Source organism: Streptomyces tardus (assembly GCF_018101125.2).
Classification (GTDB): Bacteria; Actinomycetota; Actinomycetes; order Streptomycetales; family Streptomycetaceae; genus Streptomyces; species Streptomyces tardus.
In genome coordinates, this window is sequence record NZ_JAELVF020000001.1 from 4,615,510 (window position 1) to 4,639,022 (window position 23,513).

At 71.9% G+C, this 23,513-nt stretch carries 23 protein-coding genes and 1 pseudogene; 12 read left to right on the forward strand and 12 right to left on the reverse strand.

From position 1 onward, the window contains the following. Nucleotides 1-465 precede the first annotated feature (465 nt). Nucleotides 466-1,542 carry a S1 family peptidase gene (locus JGS22_RS19760; RefSeq protein WP_236073216.1) on the forward strand — a complete coding sequence of 359 codons (1,077 nt, stop codon included), beginning with the start codon at nt 466-468 and terminating at the stop codon, nt 1,540-1,542. Between the two features lie 141 nt (nt 1,543-1,683). On the opposite strand, the gene JGS22_RS19765 is transcribed toward JGS22_RS19760, so the two are convergent. Then, the gene (locus JGS22_RS19765; protein ID WP_211040633.1) at nt 1,684-2,721 is read right to left on the reverse strand and encodes an aspartate-semialdehyde dehydrogenase; all 1,038 of its coding nucleotides are present in this window, start codon (nt 2,719-2,721) and stop codon (nt 1,684-1,686) included. 219 nt (nt 2,722-2,940) lie between these two features. Next, nucleotides 2,941-3,291, reverse strand: a complete 351-nt coding sequence (locus tag JGS22_RS19770) for a glyoxalase superfamily protein (protein ID WP_211040634.1) — start codon at nt 3,289-3,291, stop codon at nt 2,941-2,943. Between the two features lie 275 nt (nt 3,292-3,566). Between JGS22_RS19770 and JGS22_RS19775 the strand changes: the two genes are divergently transcribed. Together JGS22_RS19775 and JGS22_RS19780 are read left to right on the forward strand one after the other, a co-directional pair. Continuing rightward, a complete protein-coding gene (locus JGS22_RS19775) occupies nt 3,567-4,457 on the forward strand; it encodes an esterase/lipase family protein (RefSeq protein ID WP_211040635.1) in 891 nt (296 codons plus the stop codon). A 133-nt stretch (nt 4,458-4,590) separates the two neighbouring features. Then, a pseudogene (locus tag JGS22_RS19780) lies at nt 4,591-5,097 on the forward strand (NUDIX hydrolase); the annotation flags it as partial. Between the two features lie 180 nt (nt 5,098-5,277). Here the strand turns inward: JGS22_RS19780 and JGS22_RS19785 are convergent. Beyond that, nucleotides 5,278-5,823: a DoxX family protein gene (locus JGS22_RS19785; RefSeq protein WP_211040637.1), complete on the reverse strand. Its 546-nt coding sequence runs from the start codon at nt 5,821-5,823 to the stop codon at nt 5,278-5,280. A 106-nt stretch (nt 5,824-5,929) separates the two neighbouring features. Between JGS22_RS19785 and JGS22_RS19790 the strand changes: the two genes are divergently transcribed. After that, nucleotides 5,930-6,382, forward strand: a complete 453-nt coding sequence (locus JGS22_RS19790) for a MarR family winged helix-turn-helix transcriptional regulator (protein WP_211040638.1) — start codon at nt 5,930-5,932, stop codon at nt 6,380-6,382. 26 nt (nt 6,383-6,408) lie between these two features. Here the strand turns inward: JGS22_RS19790 and JGS22_RS19795 are convergent, their stop codons facing one another. Continuing rightward, on the reverse strand, nt 6,409-7,071 hold the full coding sequence (locus tag JGS22_RS19795; protein ID WP_236073217.1) for a hypothetical protein: 663 nt from the start codon (nt 7,069-7,071) through the stop codon (nt 6,409-6,411). Nucleotides 7,072-7,440: 369 nt separating this feature from the next. Between JGS22_RS19795 and JGS22_RS19800 the strand changes: the two genes are divergently transcribed. Next, nucleotides 7,441-7,827, forward strand: a complete 387-nt coding sequence (locus tag JGS22_RS19800) for a GntR family transcriptional regulator (protein WP_211040639.1) — start codon at nt 7,441-7,443, stop codon at nt 7,825-7,827. After that, entirely contained in the window at nt 7,824-8,648 is an 825-nt protein-coding gene (gene ddaH / locus JGS22_RS19805) for a dimethylargininase (protein WP_211040640.1), read from the forward strand. Before JGS22_RS19800 ends, ddaH begins: the two co-directional genes overlap by 4 nt. Before the next feature lie 137 nt (nt 8,649-8,785). On the opposite strand, the gene JGS22_RS19810 is transcribed toward ddaH, so the two are convergent. Beyond that, nucleotides 8,786-9,886 carry a DUF5925 domain-containing protein gene (locus JGS22_RS19810; RefSeq protein ID WP_211040641.1) on the reverse strand — a complete coding sequence of 367 codons (1,101 nt, stop codon included), beginning with the start codon at nt 9,884-9,886 and terminating at the stop codon, nt 8,786-8,788. 496 nt (nt 9,887-10,382) lie between these two features. On the opposite strand from JGS22_RS19810, the gene JGS22_RS19815 reads away from it, so the two are divergent. Beyond that, nucleotides 10,383-10,646, forward strand: coding sequence for a hypothetical protein (locus JGS22_RS19815; RefSeq protein ID WP_211040642.1), 264 nt, complete (start codon nt 10,383-10,385; stop codon nt 10,644-10,646). A gap of 295 nt (nt 10,647-10,941) precedes the next feature. Here the strand turns inward: JGS22_RS19815 and JGS22_RS19820 are convergent, their stop codons facing one another. Beyond that, nucleotides 10,942-11,754, reverse strand: coding sequence for a GntR family transcriptional regulator (locus tag JGS22_RS19820; protein WP_211040643.1), 813 nt, complete (start codon nt 11,752-11,754; stop codon nt 10,942-10,944). 19 nt (nt 11,755-11,773) lie between these two features. After that, nucleotides 11,774-13,087, reverse strand: coding sequence for a homogentisate 1,2-dioxygenase (gene hmgA, locus JGS22_RS19825; protein ID WP_211040644.1), 1,314 nt, complete (start codon nt 13,085-13,087; stop codon nt 11,774-11,776). Between the two features lie 188 nt (nt 13,088-13,275). On the opposite strand from hmgA, the gene JGS22_RS19830 reads away from it, so the two are divergent. Together JGS22_RS19830 and JGS22_RS19835 are read left to right on the forward strand one after the other, a co-directional pair. After that, on the forward strand, nt 13,276-14,694 hold the full coding sequence (locus JGS22_RS19830; RefSeq protein WP_211040645.1) for an aldehyde dehydrogenase family protein: 1,419 nt from the start codon (nt 13,276-13,278) through the stop codon (nt 14,692-14,694). Nucleotides 14,695-14,824: 130 nt separating this feature from the next. Continuing rightward, a complete protein-coding gene (locus JGS22_RS19835; RefSeq protein ID WP_211040646.1) occupies nt 14,825-15,907 on the forward strand; it encodes a zinc-binding dehydrogenase in 1,083 nt (360 codons plus the stop codon). 55 nt (nt 15,908-15,962) lie between these two features. Here JGS22_RS19835 and JGS22_RS19840 read toward each other — a convergent pair whose 3' ends face one another. Further along, complete coding sequence (locus JGS22_RS19840) at nt 15,963-16,673, reverse strand: TetR/AcrR family transcriptional regulator (protein WP_211040647.1); 711 nt, start codon at nt 16,671-16,673, stop codon at nt 15,963-15,965. Between the two features lie 78 nt (nt 16,674-16,751). Between JGS22_RS19840 and JGS22_RS19845 the strand changes: the two genes are divergently transcribed. Together JGS22_RS19845 and JGS22_RS19850 are read left to right on the forward strand one after the other, a co-directional pair. Continuing rightward, nucleotides 16,752-17,906, forward strand: coding sequence for an acyl-CoA dehydrogenase family protein (locus JGS22_RS19845; protein ID WP_211040648.1), 1,155 nt, complete (start codon nt 16,752-16,754; stop codon nt 17,904-17,906). A 113-nt stretch (nt 17,907-18,019) separates the two neighbouring features. Continuing rightward, nucleotides 18,020-18,712, forward strand: coding sequence for a TetR/AcrR family transcriptional regulator (locus tag JGS22_RS19850; protein ID WP_211040649.1), 693 nt, complete (start codon nt 18,020-18,022; stop codon nt 18,710-18,712). A gap of 110 nt (nt 18,713-18,822) precedes the next feature. Here JGS22_RS19850 and JGS22_RS19855 read toward each other — a convergent pair whose 3' ends face one another. Together JGS22_RS19855 and JGS22_RS19860 are read right to left on the reverse strand one after the other, a co-directional pair. Beyond that, nucleotides 18,823-19,290, reverse strand: a complete 468-nt coding sequence (locus JGS22_RS19855) for a MaoC family dehydratase (RefSeq protein ID WP_211040650.1) — start codon at nt 19,288-19,290, stop codon at nt 18,823-18,825. A gap of 222 nt (nt 19,291-19,512) precedes the next feature. Next, nucleotides 19,513-19,989 (reverse strand): hypothetical protein, encoded by a 477-nt coding sequence (locus tag JGS22_RS19860; RefSeq protein ID WP_211040668.1) that lies wholly within the window; start codon nt 19,987-19,989, stop codon nt 19,513-19,515. A 165-nt stretch (nt 19,990-20,154) separates the two neighbouring features. On the opposite strand from JGS22_RS19860, the gene JGS22_RS19865 reads away from it, so the two are divergent. Continuing rightward, nucleotides 20,155-20,967 (forward strand): SDR family oxidoreductase, encoded by an 813-nt coding sequence (locus tag JGS22_RS19865; RefSeq protein ID WP_211040651.1) that lies wholly within the window; start codon nt 20,155-20,157, stop codon nt 20,965-20,967. 197 nt (nt 20,968-21,164) lie between these two features. Here the strand turns inward: JGS22_RS19865 and JGS22_RS19870 are convergent, their stop codons facing one another. Then, a complete protein-coding gene (locus tag JGS22_RS19870; RefSeq protein WP_211040652.1) occupies nt 21,165-22,391 on the reverse strand; it encodes an acyl-CoA dehydrogenase family protein in 1,227 nt (408 codons plus the stop codon). Between the two features lie 6 nt (nt 22,392-22,397). Continuing rightward, nucleotides 22,398-23,420: a phosphotransferase family protein gene (locus tag JGS22_RS19875; RefSeq protein ID WP_211040653.1), complete on the reverse strand. Its 1,023-nt coding sequence runs from the start codon at nt 23,418-23,420 to the stop codon at nt 22,398-22,400. Nucleotides 23,421-23,513: the final 93 nt, after the last annotated feature.

The following is a 23,513-nucleotide window of genomic DNA, read 5'->3' on the forward strand; positions in this document are numbered from 1 at the left end:
GGGATGGGGGGTGACGAGGACGGCCGAGGTCGTCCGCTTTGCCCCTGAGCGCCTCCACTGAACAGCGGAAATCAGTCAAAAGCAGGAAACAACGCCGATGGTGGATACGCCGCCCGGACTCGCAGCAGCAGTCCGGGAGATGGGCCGACCAACAGCGTCGAGAACGTCGATTTCAAGACAGGTGTAGACCTCACCCCCGGGTGATCTTCGCTCGCCACGGGTATGTGAGACCTCAGGCGCGGCAGACTGACGTGCACAACTGTCGGAGCCTCAGAAGCGGAATCCTGCCCATCACTTCATCTCTCAGTGACGTGAACTCGACCTTGTGTGTGCCGAGTCACCCTGTCCATACTCCAACCCACTGCTTGGCATGGACGCGATCGTGTCCCCGCCGGGCAGTTGTCCGGAACAACCTCCGGAAGCGCTCCGCCCGGAGCGATTCCCTCCCCCCACAGGAGGCATGAGTTGAGAACACGACGGATCAACAAGCGGCGCATGACGATTGCCGGTGCAGGTGTGGCAGCACTGGTGGCCGGCTCGTTCACCGTGGCCAACGCCAATGCCGCTGAGCCCGTCTTCACGGCGGACACCCTGACCTCCTCCGCCGCCGGTGAGCTGGCGACGACGCTCGAGGGCAAGCTGGGAGCGGACACCGCCGCCGGCACGTACTACGACGCCGAGAGCAAGAAGCTCGTCGTCAACGTGACCTCCGAGTCCGCGGTCAAGACGGTGCAGAGTGCCGGCGCCGAGGCGAAGGTCGTCGAGCACAGCACGGCGGAGCTCAAGACCGCCAAGTCCGCGATCGACAAGGCCGACATCGTCGGTACCGCGCGCTCCGTCGACCCGAAGACCAACAAGGTCGTCGTGACTGCGGACAAGACGGTCAGCAAGGCGAAGTTCGCCGAGCTGGAGAAGCTCGTCACCGCCCAGAACGGCAAGGCCGAACTCAAGCGCAGCGCGGGTGAGTTCAGCCTCCGCATCCAGGGTGGCGACGCCATCTACAGCAGCGGTGCCCGTTGCTCGCTCGGCTTCAACGTCACCAAGGGCGGCGAGGCCTACTTCGTGACCGCGGGCCACTGCGGCAGCGCCGGCAGCTCGTGGTCGGACTCCTCGGGCGGATCGCCGATCGGCACCATGGAGGAGAGCACCTTCCCCGGTAGCGACCAGGCGCTCGTGAAGTACGAGGGCGGCGTGGACGCACCGAGCTCGGTGAACCTCTACGACGGCGGCTCGCAGGACATCTCCGGCGCCCGTGAGGCGACCGTCGGTGAGGACGTCCAGCGCAGCGGCAGCACCACTCAGGTGCACGGCGGATCCGTCGAGGCGGTGGACGCGTCCGTCAGCTACCCGGAGGGCACGGTCAACGGTCTGATCCAGACCGACGTCTGCGCCGAGCCGGGCGACAGCGGCGGCTCGCTCTTCGCGGGCAGCGACGCGCTGGGCATGACCTCGGGCGGCAGCGGCAACTGCTCCTCCGGCGGCCAGACCTTCTACGGTCCGGTTGCCAAGGCGCTCGCCGACTACGGCGCCGAGATCGGCTGACGTCTGGAGAGTCTGCGTCTGTACGTGGCTCATGGGGTTGCATGAAGCAAGGGCCCCGGAACCTTCCAAGGTTCCGGGGCCCTTGCCCTGTGTGCGCCCGGTCCGCCCGCTTTCGACCACCCGCGTACGGAAGGGGAACGGTCAGCGTGCGGCGCGCAGTTCGTCCGCGACGAGTTCGGCGATCTGCACCGCGTTGAGTGCGGCGCCCTTGCGGAGGTTGTCGTTGGACAGGAACAGCGCCAGGCCGTTCTCCGCGGTCTCGTCGCGGCGGATGCGGCCCACGTAGCTGGCGTCCCGGCCGGCCGCCTGCAGCGGGGTGGGGATGTCCGACAGCTCCACGCCCGGTGCGTCGGCGAGCAGTTCGCGGGCGCGCTCGGGGCTGAGCTCGCGGTCGAAGCGCGCGTTCACCTGGAGGCTGTGCCCGCTGAAGACGGGGACGCGCACGCAGGTGCCGGAAACCTTGAGCTCGGGAACGTCCAGGATCTTGCGGCTCTCGTGGCGGAGCTTCTGCTCCTCGTCGGTCTCCTCGAGGCCGTCGTCCACGATCGAGCCGGCGAGCGGCAGGACGTTGAAGGCGATCGGGCGCTTGAACTTGTCCGGGGCCGGGAAGTCGACGGCGTCGCCGTCGAAGGCGAGCCTGGTGGCGTCCGACTCGACGGCCTTGCGCGCCTGGCCGTCCAGCTCGGCGACGCCCGCCAGGCCGCTGCCGGAGACCGCCTGGTAGGTGGCGACGATCAGGGCCCGCAGCCCCGCCTCCTCGTGCAGCGGACGCAGCACCGGCATCGCGGCCATGGTGGTGCAGTTCGGGTTGGCGATGATGCCCTTGGGGCGCTGGGCGGCGGCGGCCGGGTTGACCTCGGAGACGACGAGCGGCACCTCCGGGTCCAAGCGCCAGGCGGAGGAGTTGTCGATGACGACGGCTCCGGCTGCCGCGACCTTCGGTGCCAGCTCCCGGGAGGTGGCACCGCCCGCCGAGAACAGCACGATGTCCAGGCCCGAGTAGTCGGCGGTGGTGGCGTCCTCGACCGTGATCTCGCCGCCCTTCCAGGGCAGCGTGCGCCCCGCGGAGCGGGCGGAGGCGAACAGCCGCAGCTCCTCCATCGCGAAGTCCCGCTCGGCCAGGATGTCTCGCATTACGGTTCCGACCTGGCCGGTGGCGCCGACGATGCCGATCCTCATGGGGCTCCTTCAGTCTGTGCGTGTGTCCCGTTGTCCGGCCCCTACCCTGCACCGAGCTGCTCAGCAGGGGCCAATCCTTTGAGATCGGTCACATTCGGTCACTCCGGTCCGTCCGGTCCGTCCGGTCCGCGCCCTTCGCGCCGGAGCGCGGCAGGGTGTGCACGGTGGGAGTGCGGCGCGGGTGGTCGGGCGAGCGGGGTGCGCGCCGGCGTGCGGCGCTCAGACCTCGTCGACGGGCGTACCGATGCGCAGCCGGTTGCCGTCGGGGTCGCGCACCTCGAACTGCAGCGTGCCCCATTCGGTCAGCTCGGAGGCGGTGTTCAACTCCGCGGCCAACGCCTCCACTTCGCGCACCTGGAGATGGGTCAGAGTGTCGGGCCGGGCGTCCTCCTCGTGCTCGGAGAGGAAGAGCCGCACCCCCGCGCGGTCGATCTCGGTGAAGGCGGGCAGCTCGGGGGAGAAGCGGTGCTGCCAGGTGGCGCGAAAGCCGAGCCGCGCGTACCAGGCCAGGGCGCGGGCGCTGTCGGTGACGCAGAGGATCGGCACAGCCGCCTCAATCGTTTCAGGCATGTCGCGGAGTGCAGTTCGGGTTTCTTGCCGGGTCCGAGGCGGTCCGCTCAGTGAAATGACAAGACGCGTGCGCAGGAGAATGAGCCTGGGCGCGCTGCCTTTCAGCTGTCGTTGACGAGTGAAGATCGTGTGGTGCTTTCTTCACGGTTGCGGCCCTTTTCTTCGTAGGTTACTCGCCCGTTAATGGAGAACGTCCCGGCGCGCGTTGTCCGTACAGGTGTCTGGGGTTCGCAGTCGACCTTTCGGAAATCTTCATCCCTCACGGAGGAATGCGCATGAAATTGTCCCGCACGCGTACCCGTCAGCTGGTCGCCGCCACCGCGCTCGCGGTCGCGGTCGTACTCGTACCCGCGGCCGGGAACGCGGTCTCCGGAGTCGACGCCCCGCAGGAACGGATCGCCGCCACCGCGGAATCGCACGACGTACAGAAATCGGCCTCCTGTACGCCGACGAAGGAGCACCCGCGTCCCGTGGTGCTCGTGCACGGCACCTTCGGAAGCTCGAAGACCAACTGGACCGGCCTCTCGGCCTATCTGAAGAACCGCGGCCACTGCGTTCACGCGATGGATTACGGGCAACTGCCCGGGGTCCCGATCTTCCACGGACTCGACCGCATCGAGAAGTCCGCCGCACAGCTCGACGTTTTCGTCGACCGGGTGCTCGCGGATTCCGGTGCGACCGAGGTCGATATCGTCGGCCATTCCCAGGGCGGAATGATGCCGCGCCACTATCTGAAGTTCCTCGGCGGAGCGCAGAAGGTGAACGCGCTCGTCGGTATCGCTCCCAGCAGTCACGGAACGACGCTGAGCGGGCTGACCCGGCTGCTCGACCTGTGGCCGGGAGCCAAGGAGGCCATCGGCACCCATACTCCCGCGCTGGACCAGCAGGTCGTCGGCTCCGACTTCCTGACCGAGCTCAACCGGGGCGGCGACACGGTGCCCGGCGTCGACTACACGGTCATCGCCTCGCGGTACGACCTGGTCGTGACCCCCTACGAGACCCAGTACCTGGAGGGCGAGCGGGTCAGGAACGTACTGCTGCAGGATCTGTGCCCCCGCAGCCTCTCGGGCCATGTGGCGATCGCGCTCACCGACCGCACCGCCTGGCACGAGACGGCGAACGCGCTCGACCCGGCGAACGCCACTCCGGCGAGCTGCAGTTCGTAGCGCGGCCCCCGGGGCCCGGCCCGACTCGCACCGGCCCGACTAGGGCCGGCCGGCCGGGCGTTGACGCGTCGGTGGCGGGCGTGGCGGCGGTGGCATGATCGGTGCCATGGACGATCACACCACCGCGCCCGCGCCCGTCCGGCGGCACACCGAGGTGGTCGACGTCCACCTCCTGCTGCGCCGTGGCGGTGAGGTGCTGCTCAGCCGGCGGGCGAACACCGGGTACGCGGACGGGCTGCTGCACGCCCCCTCCGGCCACGTCGAGGACGGGGAGGACGTGCGCGAGGCCGTGATCCGGGAGGCCGCCGAGGAGATCGGGTTGGTGCTCGCGCCTGAACGGCTGCGGGTGGCGCTGGTGATGCAGCACCGCGGGCCCGGCGCCGAGTCGCGCATCGGCTGGTTCTTCGAGGCGTGGCTCGGCGACGGCGAGCAGCCGGTCAACACCGAGCCGGACAAGTGCGCGGGCATCGGCTGGCACGCCCTGGAGGACCTGCCGCCGCAGATGGTCGCGTACTGCCGGGCAGGGCTCGACGCCTATCGGGCCGGCGAGCGGTTCGTCCTCCACTGGCACCAACCGCAGGATGCGGTGGAGCACTCTCCGCACGGGCCGCACCGACTGGTTGTGCTGCCGGCGTCCTGAACGCGGTCGGCCCCGAGCCGCGCCCCCCGAGCCGTGTCCCTGAGCCTGACCGGCCGGTGCTCCGGGTCCTGCCCCCGGCCGGGTCGCAGCGGGGCGGTGTCCGCGGGCCGGTCGGTTGGACATGCCGGCGGCGGCCGATCGGGCCCGGGAGTGCCGACCGGCCGCGTCGTGCGGGTCGTCTCAGTTGCGGATGAGCAGGACGAGGCCGGCGACGAGAGCGCCCAGGGCCACCGCGGCGGCGCCGTGGCTCAGCCGGTGGTCGCGCAGTACGGGCAGGCCGCGGTCGATCGCGAGCCGGCCGGGGCCGGTCAGAGCGATACCGGCGGCGAGGGCGGCGAGGGTGATCTCGTACTCCAGGCCGTCGGGGAGGAAGAAGCCGCCGCCCCACTTGACCGAGATGGCGTTGAGCATGGTGCCGAAAGCGGCGGCAGCGGCGAGCGGGGTCAGCAGACCGACGATCAGCGCCAGTCCGCCGAAGGTCTCGATGACCGCGGTGAGCAGCGCCATCGCGCCCGCCATCGGGTAGCCGACGGACTCGAAGAACATCTCGGTGCCTTCGAGGCCGCCGCCGCCGAACCAGCCGAAGAGCTTCTGCGCTCCGTGCGCGGCCATGACGATGCCCAGGCAGACGCGCAGGACGAGCAGCCCGACGTCGTGCGCGTCGGGCGCGGAGGGGGCGGGGTCCTGCTGCGGGGAGAGCCGGGTGGTGCCGAACGCGGATGCCACGGCATGCCTCCAGGGCGGTGAGAGGGCAAGTGGTTCGAATTCGAACCTGGTCGCCGGTCACCGTACCGGTTCGTTCGAATTTGAACAACGCGCTAGGCTGGGAGGCATGACGCGGACACGCTGGCTGGACGAACGCGAGAGGGCCGCCTGGCGCGGCTTCCTGGAGGCGAGCCACCGGGTCGAGCGCGCGCTGGAGCAGCAGCTCAAGGAGGACGCCGGGCTGTCGCACCCGCAGTACGAGGTGCTGGTGCGCCTGGCGGACGCCCCCGGGCGCGAGCTGCGGATGACCGAACTGGCGCGTCTTCTGATCACGTCGAAGAGCGGACTGACTTACCAGATCGGCCAGTTGGAGAAGCGCGGCCATGTGCGCCGGCGCTCCTGCCCGACGGATGTGCGCGGGGTCTTCGCGCAGCTGACCGACCAGGGGTACGAGGCGCTGCGGCAGGCAGCGCCCGGCCATGTCGACGCGGTGCGCACGGCTCTGATCGACGTACTGGAGCCGGACGAACTCGACGTCCTGGCCCGGGCGTTGGGGCGGGTCGGGCACCGCCTGCGCTGACCCGCCGGCCCGCGCAGGCGGACGGGTCAGCCGGCCAGCTTCTCCACGGCCGTTCGCAGCGTGGTGCGGTACGCCTCCACCGGCGCGTCGGCGAGCGTGCCCATCTGGCCCCAGGCGACCACGGTGACGGTGCTCCCGTCGCGGCCGACGCCGAAGAGGTGGACGTCCTGCGAGCCGTGGGCGGACTCGATGTGGACGCCGTAGGAGTGGGCGCCGTCGCCGACGTCCTGGTTGCCCAGATCGCGCCAGGACGCGGTGCCGCCGGGGTTGTCGCGCAGCCAGTCCGCGGCGCAGCCGGCGGAGGAGTCCCGGAGCTGCGCCGCCAGCGCCTGCGCGCTCTGCTCGCTGCCGGCGGTGAAGCTGACCTGGCTCGCACCGGTGTCCAGGTCGGTGTGGAAGAGGCGGTGCGAGGCGCCCTCGGCGGGCAGTTCGGGACCGTCCACGCAGAACGGCACGATCTCCGGGAGCCCGTCGGCGACCTCGCCCGCGTACCACTGCGAACCGGGGTGCGCGGGAAGCTCGTCGGCGTCCAGGAAACCGGGCGCCGCGCTGCTCTTCGGCGCGGCGCCGGCAGCGCTGGTGGTGAGCGCGAGCGCGCAGGCGGCGACCGCGACCGCCGCGGTCCGCAGCGCTCGGTACCCGTGACGGCGCCCGTCCGTGCCCGGTCGCAGGAGGGAACTGGTGCGCATGGATGTGTGCCTTCCCCGAGGTGGTGACGTCCGAACGGTGCCCGGACGCGAAGCTGTCTGTCCAGACCGTGCATACGGTGCAAAGGTTGTACTCCGCCCGGGCCGGAGCGCGTCGACCGAGGGCGGTCGCCCCGCACGGCCGGGGTTGGGGCCTGTCGGGGACCCTGGTGGATCAGGCAGCGGTGTCCGAGGCGTGCGGTAGTGAGGCGGAGGAGGGAGCCCCGCGGAGCAGCGGCGACTGACGGCAGCGCGGCAGACGCGCGTGCCGGGCGTCGCGAGCCCAGCGAAGATCCGCACGACAGGCTCTATGGTCGGTACCGGCCCGCAACCGCGGCGCCCCCGCCCCAACACCGGTCTCCGGAGAGCCTCTTGAGCCTGCGAATCGCCATCGACAGCACCTCGGCCACCGCGCCGTACGAGCAACTGCGTGCGCACATCGCCGAGCAGGCGAGCGCCGGCACGCTGCCCGCCGGATACCGGTTGCCGACCGTGCGCGGACTGGCCGGGGAGCTCGGTCTCGCGGCCAACACCGTCGCGAAGGCCTACCGGGCCCTGGAGACGGACGGCGTGATCGAGACCAGGGGCAGGGGCGGTACGTTCATCGCCGCCGAGGGCGGTCGCGCCGAGCGGGAGGCGGCGACCGCGGCCCAGGAGTACGCGGCGCGCGCACACCGGTTGGGTCTGGACCGTGTGGACGCGCTGGCGGCGGTGCGCGAGGCGCTGCGGGCCGTCTACGGAGAGGAGCCGGCGCGATGAGCACGGGCAGCTCCGGAGCCGGTGCGGGGCCGGTCGCTCTCGTCCGACGGCCCTCGCCCTCGCTCGCGGACGGACTGGTCACCCACATCGAGCGCACCCCCGTCGACGCCGAGCTCGCGCTGCGCCAGTGGCACCGCTACACCGCGCTGCTGCGCGAGCACGGCTGGCGGACGTGGGAGGTCGAGCCTGCCGACGACTGCCCGGACGGCGTCTTCGTCGAGGACACCGTCGTGGTGTACCGCAACGCCGCGCTCATCGCGCGTCCCGGCGCGCCCTCCCGGCTGCCCGAGACGGCCGGCACCGAGCGACTGCTGCGGGAGGCGGGCCTGTTCGTCGCACGGGTGCGGGCGCCCGGAACGCTCGAGGGCGGCGACGTGCTGAAGGTCGGCGACACGGTGTACGTCGGCTGCGGCGGCCGTACCAACGCCGAGGGCGTGCGCCAACTGCGCACGGCCTTCGAGCCGTTCGGCGCGACCGTGGTGCCGGTACCGGTCCGCAGCGTGCTCCATCTGAAGTCCGCGGTGACCGCGCTGCCGGACGGCACCGTCATCGGTCACCCTTCGCTGGTCGACGAGCCGGGGCTCTTCCCGCGGCTGCTGTCGGTGCCGGAGGAGGCGGGCGCCCATGTGGTGCTGCTGGGCGGCAACCGGCTGCTGCTCTCGGCCGCCGCCCCGCGCACGGCGGAGCTGCTCGCCTCGCTCGGCCACGAGCCGGTGCCGGTGGAACTGAGCGAGTACGAGCGGCTTGAGGGCTGCGTCACCTGCCTGTCCGTACGGCTCCGCGGCCTGTACGAACTGCGGGAGCCGCCGCCCGGGGAGTAGCGCGCCCGCCCCGCCGGCGGCCGGGGCAGCCGGGCCGAAGCAGCCGGGCCGAAGCGGTTGGGGCCGGGCACCGGTTGCGGCGCCGGCGAGCCCTCGGAAGAAGAGGGGCGCGGTGCGCGACCCGGCCCGCTGTCCGGTCACAGGTACATGCCCTGTTTCTGGTCCTCCCGAGCGGGCAACTCCACCGCGGGGAGCCCGCGTTTGAGTGCGTACAGCTCTGCCAGCGTCGCGCCGCGCGGCCCGATGCCCTCTTCGCGGCCGAGCCAGCGGACCGCCTCGGGGCGGGTGAGGGCGCCGACCTCCAGGCGCGCCAGACAGCGGCCGGGTCGTACAACGGCCGGGTGCAGCCGCTCCAGATCCTCGTTGGTGGTCACGCCGACCAGTACGTTGCGGCCCTGGCCCAGGAGCCCGTCGGTGAGGTTCAGCAGCCGCGAGAGTGCCTGGCCGGCGGCGTACTTCGCCTCGCCGCGGATCAGCTCGTCGCAGTCCTCCAGGAGGAGGAGTCTCCACCGGTCGGAATCGTCGTCCTCGCCCATGGAGAGCGACATCAGATAGCCGATGTCGTTGAAGAGCTGGTCGGGATCGAGCACGCAGTCGACCTGGCACCAGTCGCGCCAGGAGCGGGCCAGGGTGCGCAGCGCAGAGGTCTTTCCGGTGCCGGGCGGCCCGTGCAGCAGGAGCAGGCGTCCGCTGAGGTCGTCGGGGCGCAGCTTCATCAGCCGGGCGAGGTCGTCGGCGACCGGTGCCGTGTAGTTGTCCCGGACGTCCTCCCACGCGGGGGCGGCGATCGTACGGCTGGCCCGGTAGGGCCCGCGTGCGGGGGAGAGGTGCCAGAAGCCCAGGGCCACCTCGTCCGGCACCGGCTCCTCCTCGTGCTCGGCGTCGGCGACGGCCGACTCCAGCAGGGAGGAGGCGAGTTCGTCGGTGACCGCGCAGATGTGGACATCCGTGCTCTGCCCCCACTTGGTGACCAGGGCGGTCCACCCCCGGCCCTCGGCGAGCGTGGAGTGCTGCTTCTCGGCGTGTGCGCTGCGCAGCACCGTGGCCCCGGGGGGAAGCAGGCTGTGGCCCGGCTTCGGATTGCGCAGTGTCCGGGAGCGCGCGAAGGGTTGGGCGCCGGCGGCGAAGCGGGTGTTGAAGATGCCGTCGATCACTTCGGAGGGGCTGTCGCCGTCGCTGATGCTGAGCCGTACCGGCACCGCGGGCTCCGTCGCGGAGGGGGAGTCGTCCGTAGCCATGGGGAACATCGTCAACGAAAGATCACCGTGTACGCATCCCGTTTTCGGACTCCGATCGGCTTGTTCTCGCACTGTTCGCCGTGCGCGCCGGACAGGTGCGGACGTTCCGGGCCCGGTCGCGGGCGCGCGACTCCCGGTCAACAGGCGTCGCGGGCCGGTACGTGCCGGTGGGAGGGCGGCCGAAGCGGGAGTCACATCCGTCACGCATCATCCGTGACGGTGAAATCACGCCGCGTGGTGAGCGGTCAACTCACCCTCTGCGCCGACCATTTGCCTGGCGTGAAACGTTCGGCCAACCCTGCTGGTCGTGGTAGCCCTCGACGGTGGAAGCAGTCCTCGCGGAGGGTGCCGACCGGTCGGATTGCCGGTGCCTTTCAGGAGTGACGAACGCCCTTGCTGGGCATGCGATCCGGTAGACCGGGATACCTGCATGCCGCGTCTGGGCGATAGGGTTAACCTGCCCAGGCAGGGCGCCGTCGTACGGGTGGGGAGTCAGATGGAGCAGATAACAGTGCGTAACAGGCCGCGTGTGCCTGCGATCAACTGCGGTAGCTCCGCGGTGAGTTCGCGCCTGGACCGCCATCTCAGCGTGATGGGCGGCCCTGCGCTGCCACCCGGCAAGGGCGACGAGGCGACCGTGCTGATGCGCGAGCTGACCTCCCGCGACCGGCAGCGCTCCCGGGCCAGCCGCAGCGCCAAGGTCTCGCTGTTCGCGCCGCTTCGGCGGCTTCGGCGCTCGCTCTTCGGCGGGCACGGCTGACGCCTGCCCGCTCGTCCGTCCGGGTCGTTGCCGCGGTCCGGCCGGTCCAGGCAGTACGCCGTGCCACCACCGCAAGCCCGCCCTGCCCTGCGCGTCGCCGCTTCTGAACCGTTCGACCGTACGCCCGCACCCACCCGCGGGCGTACGGTCGTTTCGGCATCTCTGCGCCCCTCGGTGAGGCAGCGGGCGTCGGCGCAGCCTCGGAGCGAGGCGGGCGCCGGGGTTCCCGGGCGCCCGCCTCGACGTCTCTGCGAGGAGCTGCGCGGCCGAGCGTGCGCCCGGCCCGTTGGTGGGGTCAGTCCTGCTCGCCGGCTGGGGGCCGGTGGGCCGGGCGGCTCCGGCCGCCGGCGGTCTCGGCTGCGATGTTCTCCACCGTCATCGAGAAGGAGAAGCGGTCCCCCCGGTAGTGGATGCGGGCCACGTCCACCACGGAGCCGGTCTCGTCGTAGGTGACCCCGGTGTAGTGCAGGATGGGGCTGAGCAGCGGAACTTCCAGCAGTTCAGCGGTCTTCGGGTCGGCCAGGCGCGCTTCCACCGTGTCGGTGATCCGGCTGATCCGGACCCCCACCTCGTCGCGCAGCAGCTTGGTCATCGGCATTCCGGCGAGCGCCGCGGGGTCGATCGCGGCAGCCACGGCGGGGGGTATGAGGTTCTCCGCCCAGTTGGTCGGCTCGCCTCCGGCCCGGTCGCGCCGCAGCCGCCGGTAGACCGTCACTTCCGTCAACCCGGGGAAGTGGCCGGCCAGTTCGGGCGGCACGGCGGCGCTGCGGTGGTCGAGCAGGGTGGTGTCCTCGCCCGACTGCTGGGCCACGATGGTGTCGACCGAGCCGAGCAGCCGCACCGTGCGCTCACGGCGGGCGTCGGGCTCGATGAAGGTGCCGCGCCGTCGGTGGCGGCTGATCAGCCCCTCGGTCTCCAACTCCTTCAGCGCCTGGCGCATCGTCAGCACGCTGACCCCGTAGTGCTCCGCGAGCGACTCCTCGGTGGGCAGACGAAGCGGCGCCCCCGGGGGCCTGCCCAGGATCGAGGCGCGCAGGGACTGGGACACCTGGTACCACAGGGGCAGCTTGCGATTGAGTGCCAGCGAGTCCGGTGCGAAGACGGTCAAGGTTCCTCCCGGGCCCATCCTAGGAGCGGAAGTGCCGCTGGAGCCCCTGCCATACGTCGTCGTAGGACTGCTGGCGGTGGTCTGCCGACATCGCCTGCTCGGTGGCGGCCACCGGCCAGCGGGTCTCGAACATGAACGCAAGACCGTCGTCGATCTTGGCGGGGGCCAGCTCGGCCGCGCTCGCCCGGTCGAAGGTCTCGCGGTCCGGTCCGTGCGCGGACATCATGTTGTGCAGCGAGCCGCCGCCGGGGACGAAGCCCTCGGCCTTGGCGTCGTAGGCACCCTCGACGAGGCCCATGTACTCGCTCATGACGTTGCGGTGGAAGTAGGGCGGGCGGAAGGTGTCCTCGCCGACCAGCCAGCGCGGTGCGAACACCACGAAGTCGACGTTGGCCAGGCCCGGGGTGTCTGAGGGCGAGGTCAGCACGGTGAAGATCGAGGGGTCCGGGTGGTCGTAGCTGATGCTGCCGAGGACGTTGAAGCGGCGCAGGTCGTAGACGTAGGGCACCAGGTTTCCGTGCCAGGCGACGACGTCCAGCGGGGAGTGCGTGCAGCGGGCCGACCAGAGGTTGCCGCAGAACTTGCTGACGACCTCGGTCTCCCGGTCCTCCTCCTCGTACGTCGCGGTCGGGGCGAGGAAGTCGCGGGGTGCGGCGAGGCCGTTGGCGCCGATCGGGCCGAGGTCGGGCAGGACGAAGGGCCTTCCGTAGTTCTCCAGCACGTAGCCGCGGGCGGTGCCCTCGGGCAGCTCCGCGCGGAAGCGGACACCGCGCGGGATCAGCGCGATGTGGCCCGGCGGAGCGTGCAGCCGCCCGAACTCGGTGTGCAGCAGCAGGCTGCCGCGCTCGGGGACGATCAGCAGCTCGCCGTCGGAGTCGCTGAAGACCCGGTCGGTCATCGAGGCGTCGGCCGCGTACAGGTGGATCGCGCTTCCGGTGCGCCGGCTCGCGTCGCCGTTGCCGCCGAGCGTCCACAGTCCGTCCAGGAAGTCGGTGCCCGGGGCCGGCTCGGGCAGGGGGTTCCAGCGCAGCCGGTTGGGGTCGGCGACCTCGTGGAACGGGGCGGAGCGCAGCCGGCCGGAGGGGATGCGGGTGAAGGCGGGGTGCGCCGCGGACGGGTGGATCCGGTAGAGCCACGAGCGGCGGTTGTGGGCGCGGGGCTCGGTGAACGCCGTACCGCTGAGCTGCTCCGCGTAGAGGCCGAGGGGTGCGCGCTGGGGCGAGTTCCGGCCAATGGGCAGTGCGCCGGCGACGGCCTCGCTGCTGTGCTCGTTCCCGAAGCCCGGGCTGTGGGTCAGCTCCGGCACGGTCCTGCGTACCTGCTCACCGTTCATTTCGCGCGCTCCCGACCGAGTCCGATCCATCATTCCTGTGCTCGACCATAGGAATTAATGCTCCCCCAGGCAAGACCCCGAACACGGGGCGTGTCGAGGGGCGTTCGCGAGTCGGGGGCAGGGGGTGGTGTGCGACGGGACGCGGGACGGGGGCTGACAGCGCAAACTAGCGCCGCTAGTTTGTGGGCATGCAGGGATACGACGCGATGTACATCGACGGTGCCTGGCGCCCCGCCGCGGCCACCACCTCGATCGAGGTCCACAACCCGGCCGACGAGCGGCTGATCGGCAGCGTGCCGGCCGGCGGCGCCAAGGACATCGACGCCGCGGTGGGCGCCGCCCGCGCCGCGCTGCCCGGGTGGGCGGCCACCCCGCCGGCCGAGCGGGCAGCCGCTCTCGACGCACTGCGCGCCGTGCTCGACGCGCGCAGGGACACCGTCGCGGCCACCGTCACCGCCGAACTCGGCGCCCCCATCGGCTTCTCGGTGCCGGTGCACGCCGGGCTGCCGGTCCTGGTCACCGGGTCCTACGCGCGGCTGGCCGCCTCCCACGAGTTCCTGGAGGAGGTCGGCAACTCGCACATCCACCAGGTGCCGATCGGTGTCGTCGGTGCCATCACCCCCTGGAACTACCCGCTGCACCAGATCGTCGCGAAGGTCGCGCCCGCTCTGGCCGCCGGCTGCACGATCGTGGTCAAGCCCGCGGAGAACACCCCGCTGGTTGCCCAGCTCTTCGCCGACGCCGTGCACGAAGCGGGCCTGCCCGCCGGGGTGTTCAACCTGGTGACGGGGCTGGGGCCGGAGGCGGGGGAGGCGCTGGCGACACACGAAGGAGTGGACCTGGTCTCCTTCACCGGGTCCAGCGCGGTCGGCAGCAGGATCGGCGCCGCCGCGGGCCGTGCGATCAAACCGGTGGCGCTGGAGCTCGGCGGCAAATCGGCCAACGTCGTGCTGCCCGGCGCCGATCTCACCCGCGCGGTGAAGGTCGGGGTCGCCAATGTGATGGCCAACTCCGGCCAGACCTGCAGCGCCTGGACCCGGCTGCTGGTGGACGCCGCGCGCTACGACGAGGCGGTGGAGATCGCCGCCCGGGCGGTCGCCGAGTACGTACCGGGCGACCCGCGCGAGGAGACCACCCGCATCGGGCCGGTGGTCAGCGCGGCCCAGCGCGCGCGGGTGGACGACTACCTGGTCGGCGCGCTGGAGGAGGGCGCGCAGGCGGTCGTCGGCGGGCCGGGCGAGCCGGACGGGACGGAACGCGGCCACTGGGTGCGACCCACTGTCCTGGCCGAGGTGACCGAGTCGATGACCGTGGCGCAGGAGGAGATTTTCGGCCCCGTGCTGACCGTGCTCCGCTACGAGGACACCGACGACGCCGTACGGATCGCCAACGGCACGGTCTACGGACTCGCCGGGGCCGTGTGGGCAGCCGAGGAGGACGAAGCGGTGGCGTTCGCACGCCGGTTGGAGACCGGGCAGGTGGACATCAACGGCGGACGCTTCAACCCCCTTGCGCCCTTCGGTGGTTACAAGCGGTCCGGGATCGGCCGCGAGCTCGGCAGTCACGGGCTCGCCGAGTACCTCCAGACCCAGTCCCTGCAGTTCTGACGTCCGCCCCGACCCGGCTGCCCGCGCAGCCCGCAGCCACAGCCCGTCGGAGCACGTGCCGCAGCCCGCAGTTCCCGCAACGGTGTACGTCCCCGGCGACCGGTCGCCGGCAACCTCAGGAGCCGCCCGTATGACCCGTGCCGCCGTACTCGAGGCCGTGAACGCGCCGCTGACCCTGACCGAGATCGAACTGCCCGAGCCCGGGCCGGGGCAGGTCCGGATCAAGCTGGCCGCCGCCGGTGTCTGCCACTCCGACCTCTCGCTCACCAACGGCACCCTGCGGCAGCCGGTGCCGGCCGTGCTCGGCCACGAGGGCGCGGGTGTGGTGGTGAGCGTGGGCGAGGGGGTCACCACAGTGGCGCCGGGCGCCGAGGTGATCCTGAACTGGGCGCCCTCCTGCGGCGGTTGCCACTTCTGCGTACGGCTGAACGAGCCCTGGCTCTGTCCGCACGCCAACGACGCGACGACCGTTCCCTACGCCCGGGACGCCACCGGACGAGCGCTCTACCCGGGGCTGAGCGTCGCCGCGTTCGCCGAGGAGACGGTGGTGCCGGAACGGGCGGTGCTGCCGCTGCCGGCCGGGGTGCCGCTGCTGGACGCCGCGCTGCTCGGATGCGCCGTGCTGACCGGATACGGCGCGGTCCACCACAGTGCGCGGGTGCAGGCGGGCGAGTCCGTGGTGGTCGTCGGCCTCGGCGGAGTCGGCCTCGCGGTGCTTCAGTCCGCGCGCATCGCGGGCGCCGAGCGGGTGATCGCGGTCGATGTGTCGCCGCGGAAGGAGGAGTTGGCGCGCGCCTGCGGGGCGACGGACTTCCTGGTCGCCTCCGAGTCGACCGCCAAGGACGTACGTGCGCTCACCGCGGGGCTGGGCGCGGATGTGGCGGTGGAGTGCGTCGGACGGGCCGAAACGATCCGCACCGCCTGGGGCGCCACCCGTCGGGGCGGCCGTACGACGGTGGTCGGCATCGGCGGGCGGGAGGAGAAGGTGTCCTTCTCCGCGCTGGAGCTGTTCCACTTCGCCAGAACGCTCTCCGGCTGCGTCTACGGAAACTGCGACCCGGCCCGCGAGTTGCCGGTGCTGGCCGAGTACGTGCGCACCGGGGCGCTCGACCTCGGCGCGCTGGTGACCGGGCGCATCGGGCTCGCGGACATCCCGGACGCCTTCGGGGAGATGGTCCACGGGCGCGGCGGTCGTGCACTGGTGGTGTTCTGAGCGTCGTGGCGGAGGGGCGGCCGGCGGCGAGAGCGGAGGCGGCCGGAGAGCCGACTCACCCGCGAGGCCGAGCCGGTCTCTGCCGCGCGCCGTCGGCATGGTCGGCGTCGGCACGCTCACCGTCGTCCCGCGCGCCGTCGTCCCGCGCGCCGTACTGCAGCCCCAGCCCGTCGACCAGCGCCTGCAGGCCGGTTTCGAACGCGCCCTCGTCCACTCGCCGTCGGTGCTCGGCGAGCAGATGCGCCTGGTCAAGGTGTGGATAGTCGCTGTCGTAGAGTGCCGCGTCGTCGACAAAACCGCCGGCGAAGGAGCCGAGCGCCGAACCGGCCACGAAGTAGCGCATCAGCGCGCCGATCCGGGTGGCCTGTGCGCGCGGCCAGCCGGCTGCGACCATCGCTCCGAACACCTCGTCCGCCATGCGCAGTTGGCTCGGCCGGCGGCCCGGGCCCCGGACGAGGTGCGGGACGATGTTCGGGTGAGCGGTCAGCGCGGCGCGGTAGGAGCGCGCCCAGCGCAGCAGGGCCTGCGGCCACCGCGTCCCGTCCCGGAACATCGACAGGTCGACCTCGGCGCACACCCGGTCCGCCACCGCGTCGAGAATCTCGTCCTTGGTGCGGAAGTGGTTGTACAACGAGGGCCCGCTCACGCCGAGTTCGGCGGCGAGCCGTCGGGTGGACACCGCCTGGAGGCCCTCCAGGTCGACCACGGTGAGGGCTGCCCCGACGATCCGGTCGCGGTTGAGCAGGGGCTTGCGGGGGCGGGCCATGCGGCACATAGTAGTGGCGGCCTTTAACTAGCACTGCTAATTTCTTGCCCGTGCCGGACCAGGATCGAGGTGTGTGCCGTGGACCTGGCGCTGACCACCGAACAGCACGAAGTGCGCGCGCTCGCCGCCCGGTTCGTCGACCGCGAGATCGCGCCGCACGCCGCCCGGTGGGACCGGGACAGCAGTATCGACCGCTCGGTCGTCCGGCGCCTGGGCGAGCTCGGCTTCCTCGGTCTGACGATTCCCGAGGAGTACGGCGGCAGCGGGGGCGACCACTTCGCGTACTGCCTGGTGACCGAGGAGCTGGGGCGCGGCGACTCCGCGGTGCGCGGAGTGCTCTCGGTCTCGCTCGGCCTGGTCGCCAAGTCCGTGGCGGCCTGGGGGAGCGAAGAGCACAAGCGGCGCTGGCTGCCGGGGCTGTGCTCGGGTGAACTGCTCGGCTGCTTCGGGCTCACCGAGCCGGGCACCGGTTCGGACGCCGCCAACCTCACCACGCGGGCGCGGCGCGAGGGCGGTGACTGGCTGCTCGACGGCACCAAGATGTTCATCACCAACGGCACCTGGGCCGACGTCGTACTGCTCTTCGCCCGCTCCGGCGAACCCGCCGACGGGCACCGCGGGATCACCGCCTTCCTGGTGCCCACCGACACCCCAGGGCTCCACCGCCGGGAGATCCACGGCAAGCTCGGGCTGCGCGGCCAGGCCACCGCGGAGCTGGTGCTGGAGGGCGTACGGGTCCCGGACTCGGCGCGGATCGCGCCCGAGGGCAAGGGCTTCTCGGTGGCGATGAGCGCACTCGCCAAGGGGCGGATGTCGGTCGCCGCGGGCTGTGTGGGCATCGCTCAGGCGTCGCTGGACGCGGCGGTCTCCTACGCGGGCGAGCGCGAGCAGTTCGGCCGGCCGATCGCCGCGCACCAACTGGTCCAGGAGCTGATCTCCGACATCGCGGTGGACACCGAGGCGGCCCGGATGCTCACCTGGCGGGTCGCCGATCTGATCGACCGCGGTCAGCCGTTCGCCAAGGAGTCCTCGGTGGCGAAGCTGTTCGCGAGCGAGGCCGCCGTCCGGGCGTCCAACAACGCCCTCCAGGTGTACGGGGGTTACGGCTACACCGACGAGTTCCCGGTCGGCAAGCTGGTGCGCGACGCCCGGGTGATGACGCTGTACGAGGGCACCAGCCAGATCCACAAACTGCTCATCGGCCGCGCGCTGACGGACGTATCCGCGTTCTGAGGCGGACGCGCCGGTGCCCGCGCCGGGCTGTTGCTAAGCGCGTGCTCAGGGCCCCGGGGTAGGGTGTTCGCCCTGTGGCGACCGGGCAGGGCGAGGACAGGGCGAGGACAGCTATGGCAGCACAGGCATCGGGTCGGACCGGCGAAACCCGTCCCGGCGGCGAGGAGCCGGTGGCGGCCGAGGATCGGCACGCGGGCTGCGACTCCTGGCGGTCGGTGGCGCCGGACGCCGCGCGGCGGTTGCTGATCGCCGCGGTGGAGGCGTTCGCCGAACGCGGCTTCCACGCCACCACGACCCGCGACATCGCCGGCCGCGCCGGGATGAGTCCGGCCGCGCTCTACATCCACTACAAGACGAAGGAAGAACTGCTCCACCGGATCAGCCAGGTGGGGCACGAGCGTTCGCTCTCGCTGCTGCGCGACGCCGCCGCGGGCCGGGGCGGGCCGTCGGACCGACTGGCCGCCGCCGTCGGGGCGTTCGGCCGCTGGCACGCGGAGCAGCACACCACCGCCAGGGTGGTGCAGTACGAGCTGAGCGCGCTCTCCCCGGACCACTACGCCGAGATCGTCGCCCTGCGGCGGCGCACCGAGGCCGTGGTGCGGGACCTGGTCGAGGAGGGCGTACGGGCGGGCGAGTTCGAGGTGCTGGACGCGCGAGCCACGGCTCTGGCGATGCTCTCACTGTGCCTGGACGTCGCCCGCTGGTACCGGCCGGGCGGGCGGCGCACGCCGGAGGAGATCGGCGACTTCTATGCGGACCTCGCGCTGCGGATGGTCCTCGCGCCGCGGGCGACCGGTCGCCACTGACGCCGGGCCGCGCCCGACCGGTGCTGCCCGGTCGAGCGCTACCGCCTGTCCGACTGCTGCCCCTGACCGAGCGTTGCCGCCGGTCCGGTCGCCGGTCGGTGCGGGGCGCGTCAGAAGTAGTAGCGGCTCACGCTCTCGGCGACACAGACCGGCTTCTCGCCGCCCTCTCGCTCCACGGTCACCCGGGTCGTCACCTGCACACCGCCGTCGGCGGTCTCGCTGACGTCCGCGATCCGGACCCGGGCGCGCACGCGTGAACCGACCGGTACGGGGGCGGGGAAACGCACCTTGTTCACGCCGTAGTTGACGCCCATTCTGGCGTTCTCGACCCGCAGAACCTGCGGTACAAGGTACGGCAGCAGGGAGAGCGTCAGATAGCCGTGCGCGATCGTGGTGCCGAACGGGCCCTCGGCGGCGCGCGCGGGATCGACGTGTATCCACTGGTGGTCGCCGGTGGCCTCGGCGAACAGGTCGACCCGCTGCTGGTCCACCTCCAGCCAGTCACCGGGGCCCAGTTCGCCGCCCACCGCGTCCTGAAGCTCCGCCGCCGACCCGAAGGTCCTGGACTCCGCCGCCACGTCTGCTCACCTCTCCGTAAAACTCTCCGGGCACCTGCTAAGCGCCCGCTCAGCATGAGCGGTGCCACCGGTGCTGTCAACGGCCTGTTGACGCGAGCGGAGTGCCGACAGGGGTGGAGTGCGTGCGGGTACGAGGGAGCGGCCCCGTCCCCGTGACGGAGCCGCTCCCTCGCGCCGCTGCTCGGCGAAAGGCCGGTGCCCGGTTCCCGCGGCGGCGCGGGATCAGCCGGCGAACGCCACCTGGCGCACGACGCGGGTTGTCGGCCCGCGCTCGCTGCCCTCCATGGTGGCGATGAGCCGCCGCAGCACCACCGCGAGCCGTACCCGCGGCGGATGCTTCGGGTCGTCCAGGAGCAGCAGCGCTCGGCCGCCCCAGGTGTGCGTGTGCCAGTCGTCGGGTGCTGTCGGCTGCCGGATACCGTCGTGCTTCTGGCGCCTGCGGCGGTGGGCGAACTCCCGCTCGTGGCGCAGCCACACGGCCCGCGCCTCCTCCAGCTCCTCCAGCGCTGCCAGCAGCAGCGCAGGATCGGGAACACGCTCGCGCGGGTCGAAGCCGGCACGCTCGCACAGATGGTGCCAGGTTGCGCGGTGTCCGTAGGGGGCGAAGCGCTCAAGGCACTTGCGCAGCGCCCTTCGTCGTTGGGACAGCTCGCGGCCGGGGTCGCGGACCTGGGCGGCGAGTGCTCTGAAACCGGCCAAGGTTTCCACCTCCGAGAGGGTAGACCGGAGTCGTTGGGGATGTGACGTATACGAAGGCGAATCGGCTCCCGTTCCCGGGGGTCGACTTTTCTCCGTCTTCCGCGGGCTCGTGCCGACCGGTTAGTCTCCGCAGTCACTTGCCCCGAACACGGAGGACGGATCCGAATGACGGCGCGCGGGAGCGATGCGGAAACAGCGGTCAGCAGCCCGTCCACGGCGGTCGGCAACGTCGTGGTGACAGGCGCGGGCAGCGGCATCGGCGCCGCGTACGCCCGTATGTTCGCCGACACCGGTGCGCGGGTGGTGGTCAACGACCTGGACGCCGAACGGGCGCACGCGCTGGCCCGCGAGATCGACGGAATCGCCCTGCCGGGTGACGCCGCCACCGCCGCCGAGCGGTCGCTCGCCCTGCTGGACGGACGCGTCGACGTCTACTGTGCCAACGCCGGAGTCGCCACCGAGGGCGGCCCGGAGGCGTCGGACTCCCAGTGGCAGGCGTCCTGGGACCTCAACGTGATGGCCCATGTACGGGCCGCCCGGGCACTGCTGCCGGGCTGGCTGGAACGGGGCGCGGGGCGGTTCGTGGCGACGGTCTCCGCCGCCGGGGTGCTGACGATGGTCGGCTCGGCTCCCTACAGCGTGTCCAAGCACGCCGCGCTGGCGTTCGCCGAATGGCTCTCCGTCACCCACCGGCACCGCGGCGTCGAGGTGCACGCCGTCTGCCCGCAGGGGGTGCGCACCGACATGCTCGCCGCCACCGGCCGCACCGGCGAACTGGTGCTGGCGCCCAGTGCGATCGAGGCCGTCGAGGTGGCGCAGGCGCTGCGGGAGGCGATCGCCGAAGGCCGCTTCCTCGTACTGCCGCACCCCGAGGTCGCCGGATACGCCGCCGCCCGGGCCGCCGACCCGGACGCTTGGCTGAGCGGCATGAACCGCCTCCAGCAGAAGCTCGAGGCGCCCCCGCGGGACGCGTCGTGAATCCGGGCCGCGCGTGGTGAGCCGGGGGGCGCGTGCGGTGAACCCGGGGATGCGTGCCGTGAATCCGGGGATGCGTGCCGTGAATCCGGGGGCGCGTGCTGCCTCGGTCGCGGCGCCGAGGAGCAACTGCCGCGCCCCGTCAGTCCCGCCCGCCCGTTCCTTCCCGTCCGTCCGCCGTGAGGAGCGTCGCTCCGGCTTCAGCCGCGCAACTCCTGCTCGTAGGGCCGCAGTTCGCGCCGTGCCAGGGAACGCTGGTGCACCTCGTCCGGGCCGTCCGCCAGTTGGAGTGTGCGGGCCGCGGCCCACAGATGCGCCAACGGGGTGTCCTGGCTGACGCCGCCCGCGCCGTGCAGCTGCACCGCGCGGTCGAGGATCGAGACGACCGCCCGGGGCACCGCGATCTTGATCGCCTGGATCTCGGTGTGCGCGCCCCTGTTGCCGACGGTGTCCATCAGCCAGGCCGTCTTGAGCACCAGCAGCCGCAACTGCTCCACGGTGACCCGGGCGTCGGCGATCCAGTTGCGCACCACGCCCTGCTCGGCGAGCGGCCCGCCGAAGGCCGTGCGGGACACTGCCCGGCGGCACATCAGCTCGATCGCGCGCTCGGCCATGCCGATCAGCCGCATGCAGTGGTGGATCCGCCCCGGGCCCAACCGCGCCTGGGCGATGGCGAATCCGCCGCCTTCCTCGCCCACCAGGTGGTCGCGCGGCACCCGTACGCCGTCGAGGACGACCTCGGCGTGGCCGCCGTGCGCGTGGTCCTCGTACCCGTACACGCGCATCGCGCGGCGCACGGTGAGGCCGGGAGTGTCCCGGGGAACGAGCACCATCGACTGCCGCCGTCGCACCTCGGCGTCCGGATCGGTCAGGCCCATCACGACGAAGACGGCGCAGTCCGGGTTCATGGCGCCGGAGATGTACCACTTGCGTCCGGTGATCACGTACGAGTCGCCGGACCGCTCGATCCGCGTGGTGATGTTGGTGGCGTCCGAGGAGGCGACTTCGGGCTCGGTCATCGCGAAGGCCGACCGGATCTCGCCCGCCAGCAGCGGTTCCAGCCAGCGGCGACGCTGCTCTGCGCTGCCGAAGTCGCGCAGCAGCTCCATGTTGCCGGTGTCGGGTGCCGCGCAGTTGACCGCGGTGGGCGCCAGATCGGGGCTGTGGCCGGTGAGTTCGGCGAGCGGGGCGTACTGGAGGTTGGTCAGCCCCGCGCCGTACTCGCCGTCCGGGAGGAAGAGGTTCCACAGGCCGAGCCGGCGTGCCTCGTCCTTGAGCTCCTCGACCACCGGCGGTGTCCGCCAGGGCGAGTCCTGCTCGGCCCGCTGCTGTTCGGCGACCTCCTCGGCGGGGTGCACCCGTTCGCGCAGGAAGTCGCGCAGCCGGGTGCGAAGCTCCTCGGTGCGCGCGTCGTGGCCGAAGTCCATCGCCGCTCAGTCCTTCCCCAGCTCGTCCAGGCCGCGTTCGGTGAGCATCGGTACGACCGCGCCCACCCGGTCGAACCCCTCGCCGACGGTCTGCCCGAGCGTGTAGCGGTAGTGGATGCCCTCCGCGATGACGGCGAGCTTGAAATGGGCGAACGCGGTGTACCAGCCGATCCGGGAGACGTCCCGCCCCGAGCCGGCCGCGTACCGCTGCACCAGCTCGTCGGTGCCGGGGTGTCCGGGCGCGCCGGAGGTGGTGCTGATCGGCGAACCGGGCAGGGCCGGCAGGCTGCTGTACATCACCAGCAGGCCGAGGTCGGTGAGCGGATCCCCGAGCGTGGACATCTCCCAGTCCAGCACGGCCGAGACCCGGTCGTCCGGGGTGACGAGCACGTTGTCCAACCGGAAGTCGCCGTGCACCACGCCCGCGGCGGGGGAGACGGGCAACTGCTCGACGAGCGCCCGCTGCAACTCCTCGACGCCGGGCAGCTCCCGGCTGCGGGAGGCGTCCAACTGCTTGTTCCAGCGCCGCAGTTGCCGTTCCAGGAATCCCTCGGGCCGCCCGAAGTCGGCCAGCCCGACCTGCGCCGGGTCCACCGCGTGCAGGGCCAGCAGGGTGTCCGGCAGCGAGAGCACGACCTCGCGGGTGCGCTCGGGGCCGATCGCCGTCAGCTCCTCGGCGGTGCGGTACGGAGTGCCGGGCACGTACTCCATCAGATAGAAGGGTGCGCCCAGCACCTCGGTGTCCTCGCACAGGTGCAGGACCTCGGGCACCGGCACCCCGGTCGGGCCGAGTGCACCGATGACCCGGAACTCCCTGGCCATGTCGTGCGCGGTGGCCAGCACATGGCCCAGCGGCGGACGCCTCAGCACCCACTGGTGCGTGCCGTCGCCGACCCGGTAGGTGAGGTTGGACCGGCCGCCCTGGATCAGCGTCGCGCTCAGCGGACCGGCGACCGTGCCGGGCAGCTCCCGCTCCAGATGGGTGCGCAGCCGCTCCGGGTCGAGGCCGGGCGGGTTCTGCTCGGGCATGGGGCCACCTCCGGGTGGTACGCGGTCGGACGGCGGGCTGCGGCGCCGATCCGCGGGACCGTCGTCGGCGCAGGTCCCGCGGGACGTCTTCAT